Here is an 18,956-nt window from a genome sequence, read left to right as displayed (position 1 = left end):
GGGGCAGAATGGACGCCGTTCACGACAGATCGGCGGACCCCCCATGGAAGCGACCAACCCACCCCGACTCCCTCGACGACCTCGCCGGCGCTGGCCGGTGGGTGTCGCCGTCACGCTGGGTGCCATCGTCGGCGCCGGTGCGCTCACCTCGGCGAGCGCACCGCCCGACGCCCCGACTGCGTCGACGGTGGCTCCGACGGCCGAGGCGGTCATCGACACGGCCGCCCCCGACGGCGCCACCGAGACGTCGGCACCTCCGGCATGTGTGGTGGGTGGCGGTGACACGGCACCCACCGACGCCGGGTCGGAGCCAGCGCCCGCGACCACGTCGACGGTCGCCCCGACGACGGCGGCTCCCACGACCGCCGCGCCGACGACGATTGCTCCGAGTAGCTCTGCGGCGCCGACGATCGACGTGCCGCTGCCCGCCGCGTCGCCGCCCGCCGACGGGTCGGTGCCGACCCCGCCGCCCGGGTCGGTCACGCCCGATCAGCAGATCGTCCTCGGCCGCGACGGCATCGGCCTCGGCCGCTTCTGCGACGACGCCGACACCGTGATCGCCGCCGTGACCGGCGTGCTCGGCGAGCCATCGGACGACACCGGCTGGTCCGATCCCCTCGCCGTCAGCAGCTGCGCCGGGACCGAGGTGCGCCGGGTCACCTGGGGTTCGCTCGACCTGTACTTCGGCGACACGTCCCGATTCGCCGAGGGTGTCCGCCACTTCTTCGGCTACGTCTACGGCAACCGCGACAGCCTCGAGGTCACGCCGCAGGGCCTCGCCACGCCCGAGGGCATCGGCGTCGGGAGCACCGTGCAGTACCTGCTGGCCAACTATCCCGACGCCCAGGTGTTCCCCGGCGAGGAGGGCATCGCCGATCCGGCGTTCTTCGTCGACGAGAACCTCGGCGGGTTTCTCACCGATCATGCGGCCGACGGCGTGGTCACCGTGCTGTTCGGCGGGGAGGACTGCGGGGTGTGATCGCCGCCCTCGTCGTCGCGCAGTGGCACGAGGTGCTGGCGTGGGTGCTCGTCGGCACCAACGCCGCAGCCGGAGCCTGGGCGCTCGCCGCCCACCAGTGGCCCCGGCTCCGCGGACGGCCGCTCTGGGCGGCGGTCATCGTCGCCCAGCTGATGACGTTCGCCCAGGCGATCACCGGGACGATCCTGATGGCGCGCTACGACATCGAGCCGGCGCGCCTGCACGCCCTGTACGGGTTCTCGGCCGTGATCGCCGTCGGCATCCTCTACAGCTACCGCACGAGCTCGTGGATGAAGGGCAAGGAGTACCTGCTCTATGGCGGCGGCTGCCTGTTCATCATGGGCCTCGGCCTCCGCGAGACCCTCGCCTTGGCGTAGTTTCGACCGCTTCCGTTCGCTCGTTCCTCGCTCACTGCAGCGGTCGAGTTTCGAAGAGCGGCTTCGCCGCACCCAGTTGCAGGCGGCGGCCGGCAAAGCCGGCCGTCCGCCGCATTGGGGGGCTACCGCCCCCCAAACCCCCCGACCTAGCCGTACCGCGACACGGAGGCCCACCGGATCCGGCCGCCGCGCGGTCGGTTGCTCAGTCCTCAGCGCGCCACGGATCGATGGGGGTGTCGAGGCCGCAGGCGGCCTCGATCGCCTCGGCGACGTCGAGGGCGAGGTCGTCGCGATGGCGGTCGGCGTTGACGAGCACGCCGACGGGCAGGCCGCCCACGAGACCGGCGGGCACGCAGACCGACGGGATGCCGAGCAGGTTGCCGGGGAGGACCGAGCGGGCCATCACGGTGATCGACGCCGAGGCCTCGGGCGACGAGATGTCGAATCCGTGCTCGAAGGGCAGTTCCGTCCACGTCGGGGTGAGAAGGACGTCGGCGGTGCCGGCGAACCACATCGCCCAATCACGCATCAGCGACTGCCGGGCCATCGCCGTCTGCAGCATCGCCGACAGATCGAGCGGCGTCACGAAGTCGGCACCGAGCGTGAGGAAGGTGCGGGCGTCGTCGGAGAGCATCGGCAGGAGCAGCTCGGCCACCGGAAACAGGTCGGCCATGAGCAGTCCCAGCCACACCGACCAGATCTCTTCGAATCGCGGGGGAGTGGCGTCGAACACGTCGTAGCCCGCCGCGACGAGGGCGTCGCCCGCACCGCGGACCACGCCGGCGACGCGCGGATCGGTGGTGCTCCCCGGCGGCTCGGCCAGCACGGCGACGCGGATCGGCCGGTCCGTCGGTCGCGGCGCCGGAGGGACCACCGGGATCGAGTTGGGATCGCGCGGATCACGCCCGGCGAGGATGCCGAGGGCGGTGCGGACGTCGCCGATGCGGCGTGCCATCGGTCCCTCCGACAGCATCGTCTGGCTGCCGAAGCCGCTGTCGGGTACGGGGATCGACGTGAAGAACGGCACGCTCGACTGCGTCGGCTTGATCGACGCGATGCCACAGCACGTGGCCGGGTTGCGCAGGGACCCGCCGATGTCGTTGCCGAGACCGAGCGGGCTCATCCCGCTCGCCAGCGCCGAGCCCTCACCGCCTGACGAGCCGCCGGTCGTACGGTCGGGGTGCCAGGGATTGCGGGTGAGGCCGAACAGGCCCGAGTCGGTGTGCAGGCGCAGGCCCATGTCGGGGCAGTTGGTGCGCCCGATCGGGATCGCACCGGCGGCCTTCATGCGTTCGGCGACGGGGGAGTCGGCCGTTGGGAGCGCATCGGCCAGGGCCACCATGCCCTGGTTGGTCGCCGACCCGACGAGGTCGATGTTCTGCTTCACCGTGATCGGCACGCCGTGCAACGGGCCGAGCGCGCCCCCACCCGCCGTCGTCCGGTCGGCGTCGGCGGCCGCCTCCAGCGCCGACTCGGCGAGCAGGGTGGTGATCGCGTTGAGCTGGGGATTGACCGCGGCGATGCGATCGAGATGGGCCTGGACCACCTCGGTGGACGAGACCTCCTTGCCAGCGATCATCGCCGCCAGTTCGTCCGAACCCTTCCGCCACAGATCGTCAATCATGGGCGGGCAGTCTCGCGCGGGCCGGAACCGGGCGATCACCCGGAGTTCCTGTACTGATCCCTCCTCGCCCGTGAGGAGGAATCAGTACAAGAAGATGACGATCAGCCGAGGCGGGAGGCGAGGGTGTCGACGGCGTCGGCGAGCTGCGCCGGGATGGCGTCGCCGAACTGGGCGTAGTGCTCGCGGATCTGCGGCAACGCCGCCTGCCAACCGGCCACGTCGACCGACAGGAGCGTGTCGAGGTCGTCGTCACTCACGTCGAGGCCGGTCGTGTCGAGGGCGTCGGCGGTCGGCAGTAGGCCGATCGGGGTCTCGGTGGCGCCGGTCGATCCGTTGACCCGCTCGAACACCCACTTGAGCACACGGCTGTTCTCGCCGTAGCCGGGCCAGAGGAAGCGGCCGTCCTCGTCGCGGCGGAACCAGTTGACGAAGAAGATCTGCGGGAGCTTCTCGGCGTCGGTGTTCTTGCCGACGCTGAGCCAGTGCGAGAAATAGTCGGCCATGTTGTACCCGCAGAACGGCAACATCGCCATCGGGTCGAAGCGCAGCTTGCCGACGGCGCCCTGCTGGGCCGCCGTGGTCTCCGACGCCATGATCGAACCGAGGAACACGCCGTGCTCCCAGTCGTAGGCCTGCGTCACCAGCGGCACCGTCGTGCGACGGCGACCGCCGAAGAGGATCGCCGAGATCGGCACGCCGGCCGGATCCTCCCACTCGGGGGCGATCGACGGGCACTGCGCGGCCGGTGCCGTGAAGCGGGCGTTCGGATGGGCGGCGGGGGTGTCCACCTCGGGCGTCCACGGGTTGCCGCGCCAGTCGGTGGCCCGGGCCGGAGCCTTGTCGGTCATGCCCTCCCACCAGACGTCAGCGTCGTCGGTGAGCGCCGTGTTGGTGAAGATCGAGTTGCCCCACAAGGTCTCCATGGCGTTGGCATTGGTGTCGTAACCGGTGCCGGGGGCGACACCGAAGAATCCGGCCTCCGGATTGATGGCGTACAGGCGGCCGTCGGCACCGAACTTCATCCAGCAGATGTCGTCACCGATCGTCTCGGCCTTCCAGCCGGGGATCGTCGGCACGAGCATCGCCAGGTTGGTCTTGCCGCACGCCGACGGGAACGCCGCAGCGATGTACTTCGACTCGCCCTCGGGATTGGTGAGCTTGAGGATGAGCATGTGCTCGGCCAGCCAGCCGTCGTCACGGGCCATCACCGAGGCGATGCGCAGGGCGAAGCACTTCTTGCCGAGGAGGGCGTTGCCGCCGTAGCCGGAGCCGTACGACATGATCTCGCGCGTCTCGGGGAAGTGGACGATGTACTTGTTGTCGGGGTTGCACGGCCATGCGACGTCGGCCTGGCCGGGCTCGAGGGGTGCGCCCACCGAGTGGACGCACGGGACGAACTTGCCGTCGGTGCCGATGACGTCGAGCGCGCCCTGACCCATGCGCGTCATGATCCGCATGTTGGTGGCCACGTAGGCAGAGTCGGTGAGCTGCACGCCGACGTGGGCGATGGGCGATCCGAGGGGGCCCATCGAGAACGGCACGACGTAGAGCGTGCGACCCTTCATCGCCCCGGTGTAGAGGCGGGTGAGCTCGGCGCGCATCTCGGCCGGGTCGCGCCAGTTGTTGGTCGGGCCGGCGTCGGCCTCGTTCGCCGAGCAGATGAACGTGCGGTCCTCCACGCGGGCCACGTCGCCGGGATCGGAGTGGGCCCAGTAGCTGTTCGGGCGCTTCTCGGCGTCCAGGGCAGTGAACGTCCCGGAAGCCACCAACTCACCGCACAGCCGCTCGTACTCCTCTGCGGAGCCGTCGCACCAGTAGACCGAGTCGGGCTCGAGCACCGCTGCCCACTCGTCGACCCAGGCCTGGAGCTTGCTGTGGCTGGTATGAGCACTCATCGCGTTTTGAACCCCGTCTCCGTTGACGTCTGTCCCACACCTTGGGACGACTACGGAAATCCTGCCGCGGATCGCCCCATGTTTGCGAATCCTTCCCGGGCGGGCAAGCTGCGCGTGACGAACGACCGGACCGCGCAGGACGTCGCGCTGAGCGCTCAGTCCTCGCCGGGTGTCTTCATGTCGACCTCGGACCCGAGGCGCAGCGCCGTGGCGCGACCGGCCTCGTCCAGGTCGAAGATCACTCGTTGGCCCTGGCGCAGCATCCGCAGCACCGAGCCGTCGAGGGCGTTGGGGCTCATCTCGTAGTCGGCGAGGTCGGTGTCACACATCAGCACACCGCTCCCGCTCACGGGGTCGTACGCCTTGACGACGCCTTGCATGGTGGATGCGCTCAGCTCGCCTTGACGATCTTGCCCGACTTGATGCAGCCGGTGCAGACGTTGACTCGCTTGGTGGAGCCGCTCACGATCGCGCGGACCCGCTGGATGTTCGGGTTCCAGCGCCGCTTCGTGCGCCGGTGCGAGTGCGACACCGACATACCCCACGAGGGCTTCTTGCCGCACACTTCACACACTGAGGCCATGGTCTTGGTTCTCCGTCACGAGTCCGGCCACTAGCCGGGCGATCACATTCGCTCGCCGGACGCCGGACCGACCCGGCGCAGCCGGGACGACGACGTGGTCGAACAGTCATCAGACGATATCGAAACGGAGCGCTGATACCACCTGCGCGACGCTGGCGCCATGTTCGCACGCACGCCGCAGCCTCCGTACGTGGCCGTCATCTTCTCGTCGTTGCGCACCGTCGACGACGACGCCGGGTACGCCGCCACGGCCGAGCGGATGGAGGAGCTCGCCGCCGGTCAACCCGGCTACCTGGGGATCGAGTCGAGCCGCGACCCCGCGACCCGCTTCGGGATCACTGTGTCGTACTGGCGCACGGAGGCCGACGCCCGCGCGTGGAAGGCCGTGGCCGAGCACGCCACCGCCCGGCGCATCGGACGGGAGCGGTGGTACGAGCACTACGAGACGCGCGTCGCCAGTGTCGAGCGCGCCTACGGGCCGGGGCCCGTCGGGACCGAGCCGCCGGGCGACTGAACCCGATCACTACGCTGTCGGGGTGCCCGTCGATCGCATCCCCGGCGCCGTCCCCACCAGCTCTTCGTCGATTCCGGACGGTCGGGCATGAGCGAGGCTGCGGTCATCGAGCACGTGGACGTCGAGGTCCTCCGCCGAACGATCACCGTGTTCCGCGACCTGCTGAGGACGCATCAGACGGCGATCAATCGCCTCAACGTCTACCCCGTCCCCGATGGGGACACCGGCACCAACATGTCCCGTACGCTCGATGCCGTCGTCACCGAGATGGACGGCGCCCGCGAGGGGATGGCCGCCACGTGCGACGCCATCAGCCACGGCGCGTTGATGGGCGCCCGCGGCAACAGCGGCGTCATCGTGTCGCAGATCCTCCGTGGGCTGGCCGCGACGTTCAAGCAGCACGAGGCGGCCGACGCGAAGGGGGCCGCGAGCGCCCTGAGGGCGGCCTCCGACGCGGCCTACCTCGCCGTGCTCAAGCCGGTCGAAGGGACCATCCTCACCGTCGTGCGGGAGAGCGCGGAGGCGGCCGAGGCGGCGGCAGCCAACGGCGCGCCGTCCTTGACCGCCGTGCTTCGCGCGGCGCGAGACGCCGGACGCGCGGCACTCGCCTCGACGCCCGAGCTGCTCCCCGTGCTCAAGGACGCCGGCGTCGTCGACGCCGGAGGAGCAGGGCTTCTGCTGCTCCTCGACGCCGCGCTCCACGTGGTGGACGGCGAGCCCCTACCCGCACCCGACCCGTCGCTGGAGGGTCTCGCCGCTGAGTCGTTCGAGGCCGTGGCCAGACGCTCGTCGGGGGTCGACGGGGAGCTGGACGTCAGCGAGCAGCGCTACGAGGTGATGTTCCTGTGCCACCTCGCCGACGAACAGATCGACACGTTCAAACACCGGTGGGGCGAGATCGGCGACTCGATCGTCGTGGTCGGCGGCGACGGCACGTGGAACTGCCACGTCCACACCAACGACATCGGGGCGGCGATCGAGGTGCCGCTCGCCCTCGACGGGCGGCCGTTCCAGATCCGCGTCACCGACCTCTTCGAAGAGGTGGCCGTCGAGCACGCTCAGCGCGAGGCAGCGATCACGGCGTCGGCGAACGGTGCCGGGGACACACCGCCGAGCGAGCTGCCCGCCGTCACGTGCGCCGTCGTCGCCGTGAGCAGCGGGAACGGCATCTCGGCGCTGTTCCGTGATCTGGGCGTGCAGGTCGTGGTGAAGGGTGGCCAGACGCTGAACCCATCGACGGCCGAGCTCCTCGAGGCCGTCGAGCGGGCCAACGCCCAGCACGTGATCCTCCTGCCTGGCAACAAGAACATCATCCCGGTGGCCGAGCAGGTCGACGCCCTCACCGCCAAGACCGTCCGTGTCGTGCCCACCAGGTCGATGCCCGAGGGGCTCGCCGCGCTGATCGCCTACGACCCCGAGCTCGACGCCCCGGGCAACGTGCTGCCGATGCGCCACGCCGCCGAGGCGATCGAGACCGGCGAGGTCACGCAGGCTGTGCGGGCCTCGAACACCGACGCCGGCCCGATCGCCGAGGGTGACTGGATGGGCATCGTCCGCGGTGAGGGCATCGTCGCCATCGCCCCCGACGCCGTCGCCGCCGCCAAGGCGCTGCTCGAGCATCTCGTCGGCGAGGGACGCGAACTGGTCACCGTGATCACGGGCGCCGGCGCCGTCGACGACGAGACAGCGGCGCTCGAGGAGTGGTTCGCCGGGCGCTTCCCCGACGTCGAGATGGAACACCACGAGGGCGGTCAACCGCTGTACCCCTACCTGTTCGGCGTCGAGTAGGCGTGGCCCGCGGATGTCGGAAACCGCTGCCGTGACGGCCCCGCTCACGCTCCGCGACTTCGCCGACATCGGCGTCGCCACGTTGAAGGGCGTCGGGCCGGTGAAGGCCAAGGCGCTGCACAGCATCGGCATCGACACCGTGCTCGACCTGCTGTCGACGTACCCGCGTCGCTGGGTCGACCGCACCAACGAAGCCCGCGTCGCCGATCTGCGCGTCGGTGAAGAGGCCCTCGTGCTCGTCACCGTGCGCCGGGTCTCCAGCCGCCGCACCCGCAATCGCCGGTCGCTTGTCGAGGCGGTGGTCGGCGACGGCACGGGTCGCATGCAGATCACGTTCTTCAACCAGCCGTGGCGGGAGCGGCAGCTCACGCCCGATCTCAACGTCGCGCTGTTCGGCAAGGTCGACGAGTTCCGCGGCGGCCTGCAGATGACGAACCCGATCGTCGACCTCATCGGCGACCGCACGGGGCGCATCGTGCCGATCTACCCGCAGAGCGAGAAGGCGCAGATCAACACGTGGGAGATCGCCGCGTGGGTCGAGGAGGCGCTGCGACGCTCGGCGCCGCGCGGCATCAGCGACCCGGTCCCGGCGTCGATCCGCGAGCGCCACGACCTCGTCGGCCGGGGCGAGGCACTTCACGACATCCACCTGCCCGATGCGATGGCCGTCAAGCACCGGGCGCGCCGCAGGCTGGCCTTCGACGAGCTGCTGCGCGTCCAGCTCGTGCTGGTCCGGCGCAAGCGCGAGATCGAGGCCAACTCCGTCGGGATCTCTCATCACGTCGAGGGCGAACTGGTGCGGCGGTTCCACACCGCGCTGCCGTACGAGCTCACCGGGGCCCAACGGCGAGTCATCGGAGAGATCGCCGCCGACCTCGTGTCCACGCAACCGATGCACCGGCTTCTGCAGGGCGACGTCGGGTCGGGCAAAACGGTGGTCGCCCTCACCGCCCTGCTCGCGGCCGTGCAGACCGGAGCGCAGGGAGCCCTCATGGCGCCGACGGAGGTGCTCGCCGAGCAGCACTTCGCCGGGGTCCGGGCACTGGTGGAGGGTCTGCGGGTGCCCGCCGACAACCTGTTCGGCGAACGCCAGCTGCGCGTCGAACTGCTCACGAACCGCGTCACGGGGGCGGCTCGCAAGGAACTCCTCGCCGACCTCGCCAGTGGGGAGATCGACATCGTGATCGGTACCCACGCGCTCATCCAGGGAGCCGTCGGGTTCCACCGCCTCGGCGTGGTCGTCGTCGACGAGCAGCACCGTTTCGGCGTCGAGCAGCGCGCGGCACTTCGGGACAAGGCCGGCGCCGCCGTCCCCGACGTCCTGGTGATGACGGCAACGCCGATCCCTCGCACCGCCGCGATGACCGTGTACGGCGATCTCGACGTGAGCGTCCTCGACGAATTGCCGCCGGGCCGGACACCGATCAAGACCTCGATCGCCAGCGCGCCGCTGGAGGTCGAAGGTGCGTGGGCCGACGTCCGGGAGGAGGTCGCCGCCGGTCGTCAGGCCTACGTGGTGTGCCCGCTGATCGAGGAGTCCGAGAAGCTCGAGGTGGCGTCGGCCGTCGAGACGTACGAGGAGCTGCAGGGCGGGCACCTGTACGGCCTCCGGCTCGGTCTGCTCCACGGCCGCATGGCGAGCGCCGACAAGGACGACGTGATGGGCCAGTTCCGCCGCGGTGAGCTCGACGTGCTCGTCGCGACGACGGTCATCGAGGTCGGTGTCGACGTCCCCAACGCGACCGTGATGGTCATCCTCGACGCCGAGCGGTTCGGGATCGCCCAGCTGCACCAGTTGCGGGGGCGGGTCGGGCGAGGCGCCGCCGAGTCGCGCTGCTGGCTGCTCAGCACGCCGGACGAGGACGGCACCATCAGCGCCAGGGTGGAGGCGATCAAGTCGACGACCGACGGGTTCGAACTGGCCGAGATCGATCTGCACCTGCGGGGTGAGGGCACCATCATGAACTCGGCGCAGAAGGGCCGCAGCGACCTGCGGCTGGCGTCGCTCCGCCACGACGAGGAGCTGATCCGCCTCGCCCGCGAGGCGGCCTTCGAGATCGTCGACGCCGACCCCGATCTGTCCGGTCACCCCGAACTGGCCGACGAGCTCGAGCTGCTGTTCACCGAGCAGGACGCCGAGTTCCTCGCCAGCTCGTAGCCCTCAAAAGCTTGCTGCCAGGACACCCAGCCTGAGGGTTCCGGGGCGTAACAGCCGGGACCGTGTCACCGGCGACGGGTACGATCACGGACAGTGGTGCACCCCCATCCGGTTCAGGGCCAGCCGGGCGAGCGCGGCCCCGACGCGCCCGAGCCGCTCCTCGAGCGAGCTCGGGAGTGGTCGGCGTTGACGTCGGTCCTCGATGCCGTCGGCGAGGGACGGGGCGGCATGATCACGGTCACCGGACCGGCGGGGATCGGCAAGACGCGGCTCGTCGTCGGCGCACTGCGGGAGGCGAAACGGCGTGGTTTCACGGTCCTGTCGGCAGTCGGCGGCAGCCTGGAGCAGGAGTTCGCCTACGGCGCCGTCCGGCAGCTCTTCGACACGTTCGTGGCCCGCTCGCCCGGCGCCGACGCCTTGTTCGCCGACGGTGCGGCGGCCGCCGCCGCCCTGTTCGGCCGGTCGTCCGCGTTCGACGCAGCCGAGGCGGCCGCTCCCGGCGCCGTTCTCCACGGCCTCTACTGGTTGACCGTGGCGATCGCCGAGTCGCCACGGCCGCTCGTGCTCGTGTGCGACGACGTCCACTGGTTCGACCCGCCGTCGCTGCGTTTCCTCAGTCATCTCGCCCCGCGGGCCGCCGAGATCCCGGTGGCGATCGTCGTCGGCTCCCGACCGCCCGTGCCGGGCCCGGACGGTGAGGTGCTCCGCCGCCTGCTCGCCCACCCCGACGTGGTCCCGCTCACCCCGGCGCCGCTGAGTCCCATCGCCGTGGCCGAGTTGGTGGGCACGACGTTGGCGCCGTCGCCCGTGACGCGGCGCGGGGGCAGCGGTGAGACGGCCGACTTCTGCGACGTCGTCGTCGAGCAGACCGGCGGCAACCCGTTCCTCGTCGGGGAGTTGCTGAAGGCGGCGAGCCGAGCCGACGTCACGCCCGACTCGTCGGGTGCCCGCCGCCTGCGCGACATCGACGCCGCTGGGGCGGTCGTGTCGCGCATCGGCAACCTGTCGTCCGACGCCCTCGAGGTCGCCCGATCGGTCGCCGTGCTCGGCGCCGATGCGCACGTGCGGCACGTCGCGGCGCTCACCGGGCGCAGCCCCGATGCGGTCGGCGAGGCAGCCGATGCGCTGCTGATCGCCGACGTGCTGCGAGCCGACCGGCCGCTGGCGTTCGTCCACCCGCTGGTCGAGGACGCTGTGTACCGCGGCATCCTGCCCGGCGACCGGTCGAGCCGTCATCGTGCGGCCGCCCAGTGCCTCCGCGCCGAGGGCGCCGGGCCCGAGCGCATCGCCCGGCACCTCATGGTGGCCGAGCCGGTCGGCGATCCCGACGTCGTCGACGTGCTCGACGCCTCGGCGCGGATCGCCATCGATCAGGGCGCCACCGACGTGGCGATCGCCCAGCTCCGCCGGGCCCTCGCCGAACCGGCGTCCCCGGAGCGTGCGCTCGGGATCGCCCTACGGCTCGGCGCCGCCGAGTCGTTCATCCTCGACCCGGGAGCGATCGAGCATCTCGGCCTCGCCGTGCAACGCCTGACCGACCCCAAGGTGCGCGTCCAGCTGGCGACGGCTCGAGCCGTCACCCAGGCGATGCACGGTCGGGCCGCCGATGCCGTGGCCGACCTCGATGCCCTCGCCGCCGAGCTTCCGAGGGAGCCGGCACTCCATCTGGCGCTCGTCGCCGCTCACGCGTTCGTGGGCACCATCGGCCCCGTCGCTGCCGGCCTGGTGCGCGACCGGGTGGCCGAGCTGATGTCGCTCGTGACGCCTGAGTCCGACGCCGACCCGTCGATCCTCGGGATCCGCGCGTACCACGGTGCGTGCCTCGGTGAGCCGGCGGACGACGTCGCCTATCTCGCCGCTCGCGCCCTCGCCTCGCTCGACAGCGACGGCGGCGCCGACCCGATGCTCCCCGTGTGGTTCCACCTGCCGCTCTGCGCGCTGGTGATGGCCGATCGCGACGACGACGCAGCGACCATCATCGACCGGCACCTCACGGCGGCGCGGCGGCGTGGCGCGCCGGCGCTCGTCGGCATCGTGCTCTTCCTCCGTGCCCTGATCGCCTTCCGGGCCGGCGACCTCGACGACGCCGCCACCGACGCCCAGACGTCGCTCGATCTGGCCATCGCCCACCGCCTCGATCACCTCGTGCCGGGCGCGCTGGCCGTGCTGGTGGACGTGGTGCGTGAGCGCGACGACCTCGGCGGCGCCGAGGCGCTGCTCGCCGACCACGGCTACGACACCGGTGACGGCGACTCTGTGTTCCACCTCTTCCTGCTCTTCGCCCGGGGCCGCCTGCACGGCGCCCGCGAACGGTGGAACGAAGCGTTCGCCGATCTCGAACGGGGCCTCGAACGCTCGCAGGAGGCGGGGATCGTGTCGCCCGGCCTCGTGTCCTGGCGCGTGAACATCGCGTTCGCCTCGTTCTTGGCCGGTCGGCTCGCCGAGGCCCGGGAGCTGGCTCGCGTAGCCCTCGACGAGGCCGAGCGTTTCGGCGCGCCACGGCCCCGCGCCGAAGCCCACCGGCTGCTGGTCACCACGGACGGCACGTCGGGCACCGACGACGGAGCGCTCGTGGTGTCGGAGTTCGCCAAGCTCGGCGCGCGGCTCGAAGAAGCGCGAACCCTGCTGTCGGTCGCCCGGTCCCCGTCCATCCTCGGCACACCGGAGGAGCAGCGCCTCGTCGCCGAGGCCCTGCAGATCGCCGAGCGCTGCGGTGCCACGCGCCTCGTCTCCATCGCGTCGAGCACGCTGCGCGGCCTCGGCGCGTCACGCAAACTGCGGCCGATGAGCGGGGTCGGCGCCCTCACGGCGAGCGAGCGACGCACCTCCATGCTCGCTGCTGCCGGACGGACCAATCGCGAGATCGCCGAGGAACTATTCGTGTCGGTGAAGACGGTCGAGACGCACCTCGCCCACACGTATCAGAAGCTCGGCATCACGTCGCGCAGCGAGCTCTCCTCGGCGCTCCGCGGCTGACGCGTCAGCGCCCGCCGCGCATCTCGGCGTACCTGGCGGTGGCCGCCTCGCCGGCGCCCGACGCCGCCGGATCGTAAGCATCGTCGATGAGCCGTCGCGGGTGGAGCCCGTTGACGTGTCCCATGAAGGGTGGGTGGATGCTGTAGCCGAGCATCGCCTGGAGACGCGGCGAGAAGGCGGCGGCTCCGTCGCCGGTGGCGAGCACGTGCTGCTCCTGCTGGCGCGCCCACGGCTCGCAGTACTGCGGCGTGATCGCCAACCGCGGTCGAGCCGATCGGTTGGCCCCGCCCCGGTGCCAGAGCGTCCCCGAGAACACCACCACCGAGCCGGCCGTCATGACGACGGGGGTCGTCGCGGTGTCGGGGCCGGGCACCTCGTCACCCCAACGATGGCTCCCGGCGATCACCTCGGTGGCCCCGTTCTCCTCGGTGAAGTCGTCGATCGCCCAGATCGCGCTCACGCTGATCGCCGGACGCGGGCGGGGGAGCGGATAGAAGGAGTCGTCGAAGTGCAGTTGCTGGGCGGTCTCGCCGGGCCACAGGTTGATGGCGAGGTTCGCCGACAGCAGGTAGTTGGGCATCAGCAGGCGGTCGAGCATGGCGACCACCCGCTCGTGCTCGACCAGCGTGGCCACCGACGGCGCCTTGGCGAGCAGGGCATAGACCCGGTTCGTCCGGAAGCCTTCGAAGTCGTTGCGCCCGAGCAGCCGGCTCTCGTCGAGATGCGGCTCGAGCTCGGCGCGGATCGTGTCGAGCTCGGCATCGGTGACCGCACCCGGGATCACCACGAAGCCGTCGCGTTCGTACCGCGCCAGATCGTCGGCGAGTTGGCCGGCAGGGTTGCCGGCGCGTTCAGCCGTCATCGCCATCGTGCTCCTCGGGAAGGACGAGGTCCCATCGGTCGAGGCAGTCCTCGCAGCGGTAGGCGACGATGTCGCCGGGCTCCCATGCGGGCGGCTCGGGCCGCGGCTTGGTGAGAAGATGGGCCCGTCCGCCGCAGTCGACGCACACGATCGTCTGCTCCGGTTCGACCATGCCCGGAGCGTAGGCCACGACTGCGTCGTGTCAATGCCGTGTCAAGTGAGCGCACGCGCGCCCGTATCCTGCCGCGGATGCGCATCGTGGCTGGAGAACTGAGGGGCCGCAAGCTCGTGGCCCCCGAGACGGCCCACGGGCAGCCGATCACCACGCGCCCCACCACCGACCGGGTCCGCGAGGCGGTGTTCAACGCGCTCGGCAGCCTCGATGTCGTCGTCGGCGCCACCGTCGTCGACCTCTACGCCGGCAGCGGTGCCCTGGGTATCGAGGCGCTGTCGCGGGGCGCAGCGCACTGCACCTTCGTCGAGAACGACCGGGCCGCGCTGTCGGCGATTCACGCCAACATCGCCGCCCTCGGTCTGGGCGACCGGACCCGCGTCATGAACGGCAATGCAACGGTCATGGCCTCGCGCGTGCGCGCCGACATCGCCTTCGCCGACCCGCCGTACACGTTCGACGAGTGGCCGGCGCTGCTCGACGCCGTGGACGCCGAGCTCCTCGTGGCCGAATCGCCGCGTGTCGTCGACGCAGCGCCCGGTTGGGAACAGGGTCGGACGAAGCGCTACGGACGCACGTGGGTGACCTTCCTCCACCGGGTCGGCGAGGGCTCCGACCGGGTGCGGCCGGACGCAGGCGGCCAACTACCGTAGGCGCCCGATGCTCGCGCTCTATCCGGGAAGCTTCGACCCGATCCACTTGGGCCATCTCGACGTCATCGGACAGGCCGTCGAGCTGTTCGGCGACGTCGTCGTCGCCGTGATGCACAACCACGAGAAGCCGTCGGGGACGTTCCCGGTCGACGAACGCGTCGCGTTGATCGAGGCGAGCGCAGCGGAAGCGGGCATCGCCGACCGCGTCACCGTCACGACACACAGTGGCCTGGCCGTCGACGCGGTCACCGCCGCCGGCGCCGATTTCCTCGTCAAGGGCCTGCGCAACGCGGCCGACTTCGAGATCGAACAGCAGATGGCACTCACCAACTACTCGGTGACCGGCGTCCGTACGGTGTACCTGCCCTGTGGCACGGACAGGGGTTTCATCAGTAGCCGCTTCGTGCGGGAGATTGCGCTGTACGGTGGTGCGATCGGTCATCTCGTGCCCGGCCCCGTCGCCCGCGCGCTGACCGAGCGGTTCCCAGCGAATCGCTGACGTTCCGGTTGAAGGCACCATGAGAAACGACGACGACGACCGCTACTACGACGATTACGACGACATCGACGACGACGACTACCCCGAGCCGGCGCCGGTCGGCTACGTCGGCGATGCCGAGACGTTGATCCGTCGGTGCGTCGACATCATCGCCAACGCACCCAAGATGCCGTTGTCGTCGTCGCCTCGCGTCGACGCCGACGAACTGATCGAGCTGCTCCAGGACGCCCTCGACCGCCTGCCCGACGAGCTGCGTCAGGCCCGTTGGATGCTCAAGGAACGCCAGGAGTTCGTCTCCAAGACCCGCCGCGAGGCCGAGGAGATCCTCGAGGCCGCCCGCGTCCGGGCCGAACGGATGGTGCAGCGCACCGAGGTCGTCCGGGCGGCCGAGCAGCGGGCCCGCCAGGTGATGGAGACGGCCGAGACCGACTCCCGCCGGCTCCGTCACGAGACCGAAGACTTCCTCGACCAGCGGTTGGGCAGCTTCGAGATCCTCCTCGACAAGCTGCAGAAGACCGTCGGCGCCGGTCGCCAGCGACTGTCCATCGGCGCACCGCCCCCGCCGACGGGCGAGGTGGAGATCGACGATCCCACCAAGGGCTTCTTCGACCAGGACGGCTGACGTCGTGCCGGCCCCGCGCCTCCTCATCAACGTCGCCGAGCTGCAGCGAGAGCCGGGCGGCTCCAAGCACGTCGTCGACGCGGTCGACGCCACCGACGTCGACGCCGCGCACCCGGCGATCAGCGGCCCGGTCGGTGTCGACGTGACGATCGAGTCGACCGTCGGCGACCTGCTGCTCCACGGCACGATCGACGTTCCGTGGCTCGGTGTCTGCCGTCGCTGCCTCGAGCCGTTGGCCCGCACCCTGCACGTCGAGGTCGACGAGCGGTACTCCGAGGACCCGGCCCACGTCGAGTCCGGCGAGGCGGCCCCGGTCGTCCGTGGTCAGATCGACCTGCGCGACCTGGTGCGCGACGAGGTGCTGCTCGCCCTCGACGCCGAGCAGGTGTGCCGACCCGATTGCGCCGGCCTGTGCCCGACGTGCGGTCACAACCTCAACGACGGTCCGTGCGGCTGCGACGCCCCCGCGGTCGACGATCGTTGGTCGGCCCTCGATGCCCTCCGCGTGGCCGACGAAACCCCCGATCAGGACCCTGACCCCCGCTCGTAGCCGTTCGGCGAGAGAGCTTGTAGCCTGGCGCAGCCCGATTTCTAGCGCTGGCTGAGACGCCCGGAGACCAAGATGGCCGTTCCCAAGAAGAAGATGTCGAAGTCGAAGAGCCGCAAGCGGCGCGCCAGCGCCTGGAAGCTCGACGTCCCCGCCCGCAGCGTGTGCCCGCGGTGCGGCACCGCCAAGGTCCCCCACACCGTGTGTGGCGCCTGCGGTTGGTACAAGGACCGCGTCGCGGTAGACGTCGCCTGACGTTTCGTCCTCGGCGAGCGTCGTCGCTGCGCTCCTCGCTCGCCTGCGGCGAGTTGATTTGAGCTCGCTTCGCTCGCACCGAAGAATTGAAAGAAGGCGGCGGCGGAGCAAGCTCCGCTCATCGCCGCATCGGAGGGGGAATCCCCCTCCGAACCTCCCCCTTCGGCGCCGGATCGTTGGTCATCTCGCGACCGGTCTCCATCGGCGCGTTGACTGTTCGGGTCCGATGGCTGCTGCTGCGACGTCTGATCGTTCCTGATTGAAATGGCACACTCCTGGGCATGAGTCTTCCGATTGCCGTTGATGCGCTCGGCGGCGACAGGGCGCCCGGCGAGATCCTCGCCGGTGTACGCCGTGCCGTCGACGACGGCATCGCCGTCGTGCTGGTCGGTCCGCCCGACCTCGAACACGACCCCGACATCGAGCTGATCCCGGCCAGCGAGGTGATCTCGATGGACGAGGAGCCCGGCTCGGCCGTCCGCACGAAGAAGGATTCCACGCTCGTCCGCGCCGCCGAGGCGGTGCGTGACGGCAAGGCCTCGGCGATGATCTCGGCCGGCAACACGGGCGCCACGATGGCGTCGGCCCTCCTGCGCATGGGCCGGATCAAGGGGGTCAAGCGTCCCGCCATCGCCACGCCGATCCCCGTTCCCGGCTCGACGCCGACCGTGCTGCTCGACGCCGGTGCCAACGCCGAGGTGCAGCCCGACTGGCTCGTCCAGTTCGCTCAGATGGGCACGGTGTACGCCAGGGAGCGTTTCGGCATCGAGTCGCCCCGCGTCGGCCTGCTGTCGATCGGCGAGGAGCCCGGCAAGGGCGACACGCTCCGCAAGGAGGCCTTCCCGCTGCTCTCGGAAGCCTCGGGCATCAACTTCATCGGCAACGTCGAGGGACGCGACGTGATGAGCGATGCCGTCGACGTCGCCGTGACCGACGGCTTCACCGGCAACGTCACGCTGAAGACCCTCGAGGGCGGGATGAAGGCCGTCATCTCGGCGTTGCTCTCCGCCTTCGCCGAGCCCGCGTATCGCGAGCATGCCGAGGCCCTGCTGCCCGCCCTCGCTCCGCTGTACGAGACCCTCAACCCCGACACCTACGGCGGCGCCGTGCTGCTCGGGGTCGATGGCGTGTGCATCATCTCCCACGGGTCCACGGGAGCGACGGCGATGCGCAACGCCATCGGGGTCGCCGCCGAGATGGTCGCCCACGACATGGTCGGCAAGATCCGCGCCATCACGTCCTGACCGTCAGCCGTCGGCCGCCGGGCCCGACCCCCGCTCGCAACAACCGTGGCGACGTCAGTGCCCGAGTCGTTCGGCCGCAGCCCGCCAGAACGTCTCGAGGAGTCCCACCTCCGTCGGGCCGGAGATCTCCACCTGCATGAGCAGGATGGCGATGCTCCCGTCGGCGGGCACGACATACGCCGAGGTTCCGGTCCCACCGACCCAGCCGAACCGCCCGGGGACGTTCCACGGCGCGCGGCGAGCGATGTCGACGCTGCCGCCGAACCCCCAGGACTGCCCATCGAGGAACGTCGGGTTCGTGGCGCGTACGTCGGCGGTCAGCTGGTCGGACATCATCGCCGCGACCAGGCTGCGAGGCAGGACGGGGTCGCCACCCGCGAGCAGCATGCGCTGGAACGCCAGGAGGTCGCCGGCCGAGGAGATCATCCCGCCCGCACCCGACGCGAAGGCAGGTGGGCTGGCCCACTGTCCGCCGGCATCGTCGACGAGGCCGAGATGGCCGGCCTCGTCGCGGCGGTACAGGCCGGTGACGCGGCCTCCCGCTGCCGCCGGGTACGTGAATCCCGTGTCGCGCATCCCCAGCGGGTCGAGGATCCGCTCGGCGACGTAGTCGGCGAAGGGGCGCCCGGTGGCCCGCTCGGCGAGTATGCCGAGCACGTCGTAGGGAGTGTTGTACGTGAACCCCTCACCTGGCTGGTGGACGAGCGGCAACTGGCCCAGCCGCGCCATCCACTCGTCCGGCGGGGGAAACTCCTGCGGTCGAGGCGGGCCCTGGTGCAGATGTTCGAAGAGCTCGGCGGCGATGGGGACCGACGTGTCCGACGGCAGGCCGTGCCCGTTGGTCGACCGGAGCAGATCGGCGACCGTGATCGCCCGGGAGGCGGGGACGACGTCATCGAGCGGACCCGCCGGCTCACGCAGCACCAGCGGCGCAGCCAGTTCCGGAAGCAGGTCGGCAACGGGATCGGCGAGGGCGATCAGCCCATCGGCCACGAGCGCCAGCACGGCTGCGGCGGTCACCTGCTTGCTCACCGACGCGATGCGGAACAGCGAGTCGGCCTGCATCGCAGGGCCTCCGACGTGCTGATGCCCGAGTACGACGGTGTCGACGTCGCCCGCCACCGCGACGAGCGCGACCAGGCCGGGAACGTCCCCCTCGTCGACATGACGTGCGAGCGAGTGGGCGAGCGGAGTCACGTCCGCACCTG

19 protein-coding genes are annotated in these 18,956 nt (G+C 70.7%); 12 read left to right on the top strand and 7 right to left on the bottom strand.

What is annotated here, in order from left to right; all coding sequences use genetic code 11:
- Window positions 1-43 precede the first annotated feature (43 nt).
- Both DN771_RS06115 and DN771_RS29310 read left to right on the top strand, forming a co-directional pair.
- A complete protein-coding gene (locus DN771_RS06115) occupies window positions 44-979 on the top strand; it encodes a hypothetical protein (RefSeq protein ID WP_162941599.1) in 936 nt (311 codons plus the stop codon).
- A complete protein-coding gene (locus DN771_RS29310; protein ID WP_162941598.1) occupies window positions 976-1,356 on the top strand; it encodes a hypothetical protein in 381 nt (126 codons plus the stop codon). The genes DN771_RS06115 and DN771_RS29310 overlap by 4 nt, the downstream gene beginning before the upstream one ends.
- A 202-nt stretch (window positions 1,357-1,558) precedes the next feature.
- On the opposite strand, the gene DN771_RS06100 is transcribed toward DN771_RS29310, so the two are convergent.
- The 4 genes from DN771_RS06100 to rpmB form a co-directional block, all read right to left on the bottom strand.
- Window positions 1,559-2,980: an amidase gene (locus DN771_RS06100; protein ID WP_205528440.1), complete on the bottom strand. Its 1,422-nt coding sequence runs from the start codon at window positions 2,978-2,980 to the stop codon at window positions 1,559-1,561.
- 101 nt (window positions 2,981-3,081) lie between these two features.
- On the bottom strand, window positions 3,082-4,875 hold the full coding sequence (locus tag DN771_RS06095; protein WP_116996453.1) for a phosphoenolpyruvate carboxykinase (GTP): 1,794 nt from the start codon (window positions 4,873-4,875) through the stop codon (window positions 3,082-3,084).
- A gap of 155 nt (window positions 4,876-5,030) precedes the next feature.
- Window positions 5,031-5,255: a hypothetical protein gene (locus tag DN771_RS06090; RefSeq protein WP_116996452.1), complete on the bottom strand. Its 225-nt coding sequence runs from the start codon at window positions 5,253-5,255 to the stop codon at window positions 5,031-5,033.
- Window positions 5,256-5,266: 11 nt separating this feature from the next.
- On the bottom strand, window positions 5,267-5,458 hold the full coding sequence (rpmB, locus tag DN771_RS06085) for a 50S ribosomal protein L28 (protein ID WP_116996451.1): 192 nt from the start codon (window positions 5,456-5,458) through the stop codon (window positions 5,267-5,269).
- Between the two features lie 160 nt (window positions 5,459-5,618).
- Here rpmB and DN771_RS06080 point away from each other — a divergent pair, with 160 nt between their 5' ends.
- The 4 genes from DN771_RS06080 to DN771_RS30830 all read left to right on the top strand — a co-directional run bounded on the left by DN771_RS06080 (window position 5,619) and on the right by DN771_RS30830 (window position 12,894).
- Window positions 5,619-5,972, top strand: a complete 354-nt coding sequence (locus tag DN771_RS06080; protein WP_116996450.1) for an antibiotic biosynthesis monooxygenase family protein — start codon at window positions 5,619-5,621, stop codon at window positions 5,970-5,972.
- An 87-nt stretch (window positions 5,973-6,059) separates the two neighbouring features.
- Window positions 6,060-7,760 (top strand): DAK2 domain-containing protein, encoded by a 1,701-nt coding sequence (locus DN771_RS06075; RefSeq protein WP_116996449.1) that lies wholly within the window; start codon window positions 6,060-6,062, stop codon window positions 7,758-7,760.
- Window positions 7,761-7,773: 13 nt separating this feature from the next.
- Window positions 7,774-9,918: an ATP-dependent DNA helicase RecG gene (gene recG, locus DN771_RS06070; protein WP_116996448.1), complete on the top strand. Its 2,145-nt coding sequence runs from the start codon at window positions 7,774-7,776 to the stop codon at window positions 9,916-9,918.
- Between the two features lie 93 nt (window positions 9,919-10,011).
- Complete coding sequence (locus tag DN771_RS30830; RefSeq protein ID WP_116996447.1) at window positions 10,012-12,894, top strand: helix-turn-helix transcriptional regulator; 2,883 nt, start codon at window positions 10,012-10,014, stop codon at window positions 12,892-12,894.
- Between the two features lie 4 nt (window positions 12,895-12,898).
- On the opposite strand, the gene DN771_RS06060 is transcribed toward DN771_RS30830, so the two are convergent.
- Together DN771_RS06060 and DN771_RS29305 are read right to left on the bottom strand one after the other, a co-directional pair.
- Window positions 12,899-13,756, bottom strand: a complete 858-nt coding sequence (locus tag DN771_RS06060; RefSeq protein WP_162941597.1) for a phytanoyl-CoA dioxygenase family protein — start codon at window positions 13,754-13,756, stop codon at window positions 12,899-12,901.
- On the bottom strand, window positions 13,746-13,928 hold the full coding sequence (locus tag DN771_RS29305; protein WP_162941596.1) for a hypothetical protein: 183 nt from the start codon (window positions 13,926-13,928) through the stop codon (window positions 13,746-13,748). The genes DN771_RS06060 and DN771_RS29305 overlap by 11 nt, the downstream gene beginning before the upstream one ends.
- Window positions 13,929-13,966: 38 nt before the next feature.
- Between DN771_RS29305 and rsmD the strand changes: the two genes are divergently transcribed.
- The 6 genes from rsmD to plsX all read left to right on the top strand — a co-directional run bounded on the left by rsmD (window position 13,967) and on the right by plsX (window position 17,748).
- Complete coding sequence (rsmD, locus tag DN771_RS06055; RefSeq protein WP_276113530.1) at window positions 13,967-14,581, top strand: 16S rRNA (guanine(966)-N(2))-methyltransferase RsmD; 615 nt, start codon at window positions 13,967-13,969, stop codon at window positions 14,579-14,581.
- A 7-nt stretch (window positions 14,582-14,588) separates the two neighbouring features.
- On the top strand, window positions 14,589-15,080 hold the full coding sequence (coaD, locus tag DN771_RS06050; protein ID WP_116996444.1) for a pantetheine-phosphate adenylyltransferase: 492 nt from the start codon (window positions 14,589-14,591) through the stop codon (window positions 15,078-15,080).
- Window positions 15,081-15,099: 19 nt separating this feature from the next.
- The gene (locus DN771_RS06045) at window positions 15,100-15,702 is read left to right on the top strand and encodes an ATP synthase subunit B family protein (protein WP_116996443.1); all 603 of its coding nucleotides are present in this window, start codon (window positions 15,100-15,102) and stop codon (window positions 15,700-15,702) included.
- 4 nt (window positions 15,703-15,706) lie between these two features.
- Complete coding sequence (locus DN771_RS06040; RefSeq protein ID WP_162941595.1) at window positions 15,707-16,252, top strand: YceD family protein; 546 nt, start codon at window positions 15,707-15,709, stop codon at window positions 16,250-16,252.
- 72 nt (window positions 16,253-16,324) lie between these two features.
- The gene (gene rpmF, locus DN771_RS06035) at window positions 16,325-16,504 is read left to right on the top strand and encodes a 50S ribosomal protein L32 (protein ID WP_116996441.1); all 180 of its coding nucleotides are present in this window, start codon (window positions 16,325-16,327) and stop codon (window positions 16,502-16,504) included.
- Between the two features lie 281 nt (window positions 16,505-16,785).
- On the top strand, window positions 16,786-17,748 hold the full coding sequence (gene plsX / locus DN771_RS06030; protein WP_116996440.1) for a phosphate acyltransferase PlsX: 963 nt from the start codon (window positions 16,786-16,788) through the stop codon (window positions 17,746-17,748).
- A gap of 54 nt (window positions 17,749-17,802) precedes the next feature.
- Here the strand turns inward: plsX and DN771_RS06025 are convergent, their stop codons facing one another.
- Complete coding sequence (locus DN771_RS06025) at window positions 17,803-18,945, bottom strand: serine hydrolase domain-containing protein (RefSeq protein WP_116996439.1); 1,143 nt, start codon at window positions 18,943-18,945, stop codon at window positions 17,803-17,805.
- Window positions 18,946-18,956: the final 11 nt, after the last annotated feature.

Origin of the sequence: Desertimonas flava (assembly GCF_003426815.1) — a bacterium.
GTDB classification, from domain to species: domain Bacteria; phylum Actinomycetota; class Acidimicrobiia; order Acidimicrobiales; family Ilumatobacteraceae; genus Desertimonas; species Desertimonas flava.
The sequence above is the reverse complement of the archived record's forward strand: the minus strand, read 5'-3'. Positions and strand labels throughout refer to the sequence as shown.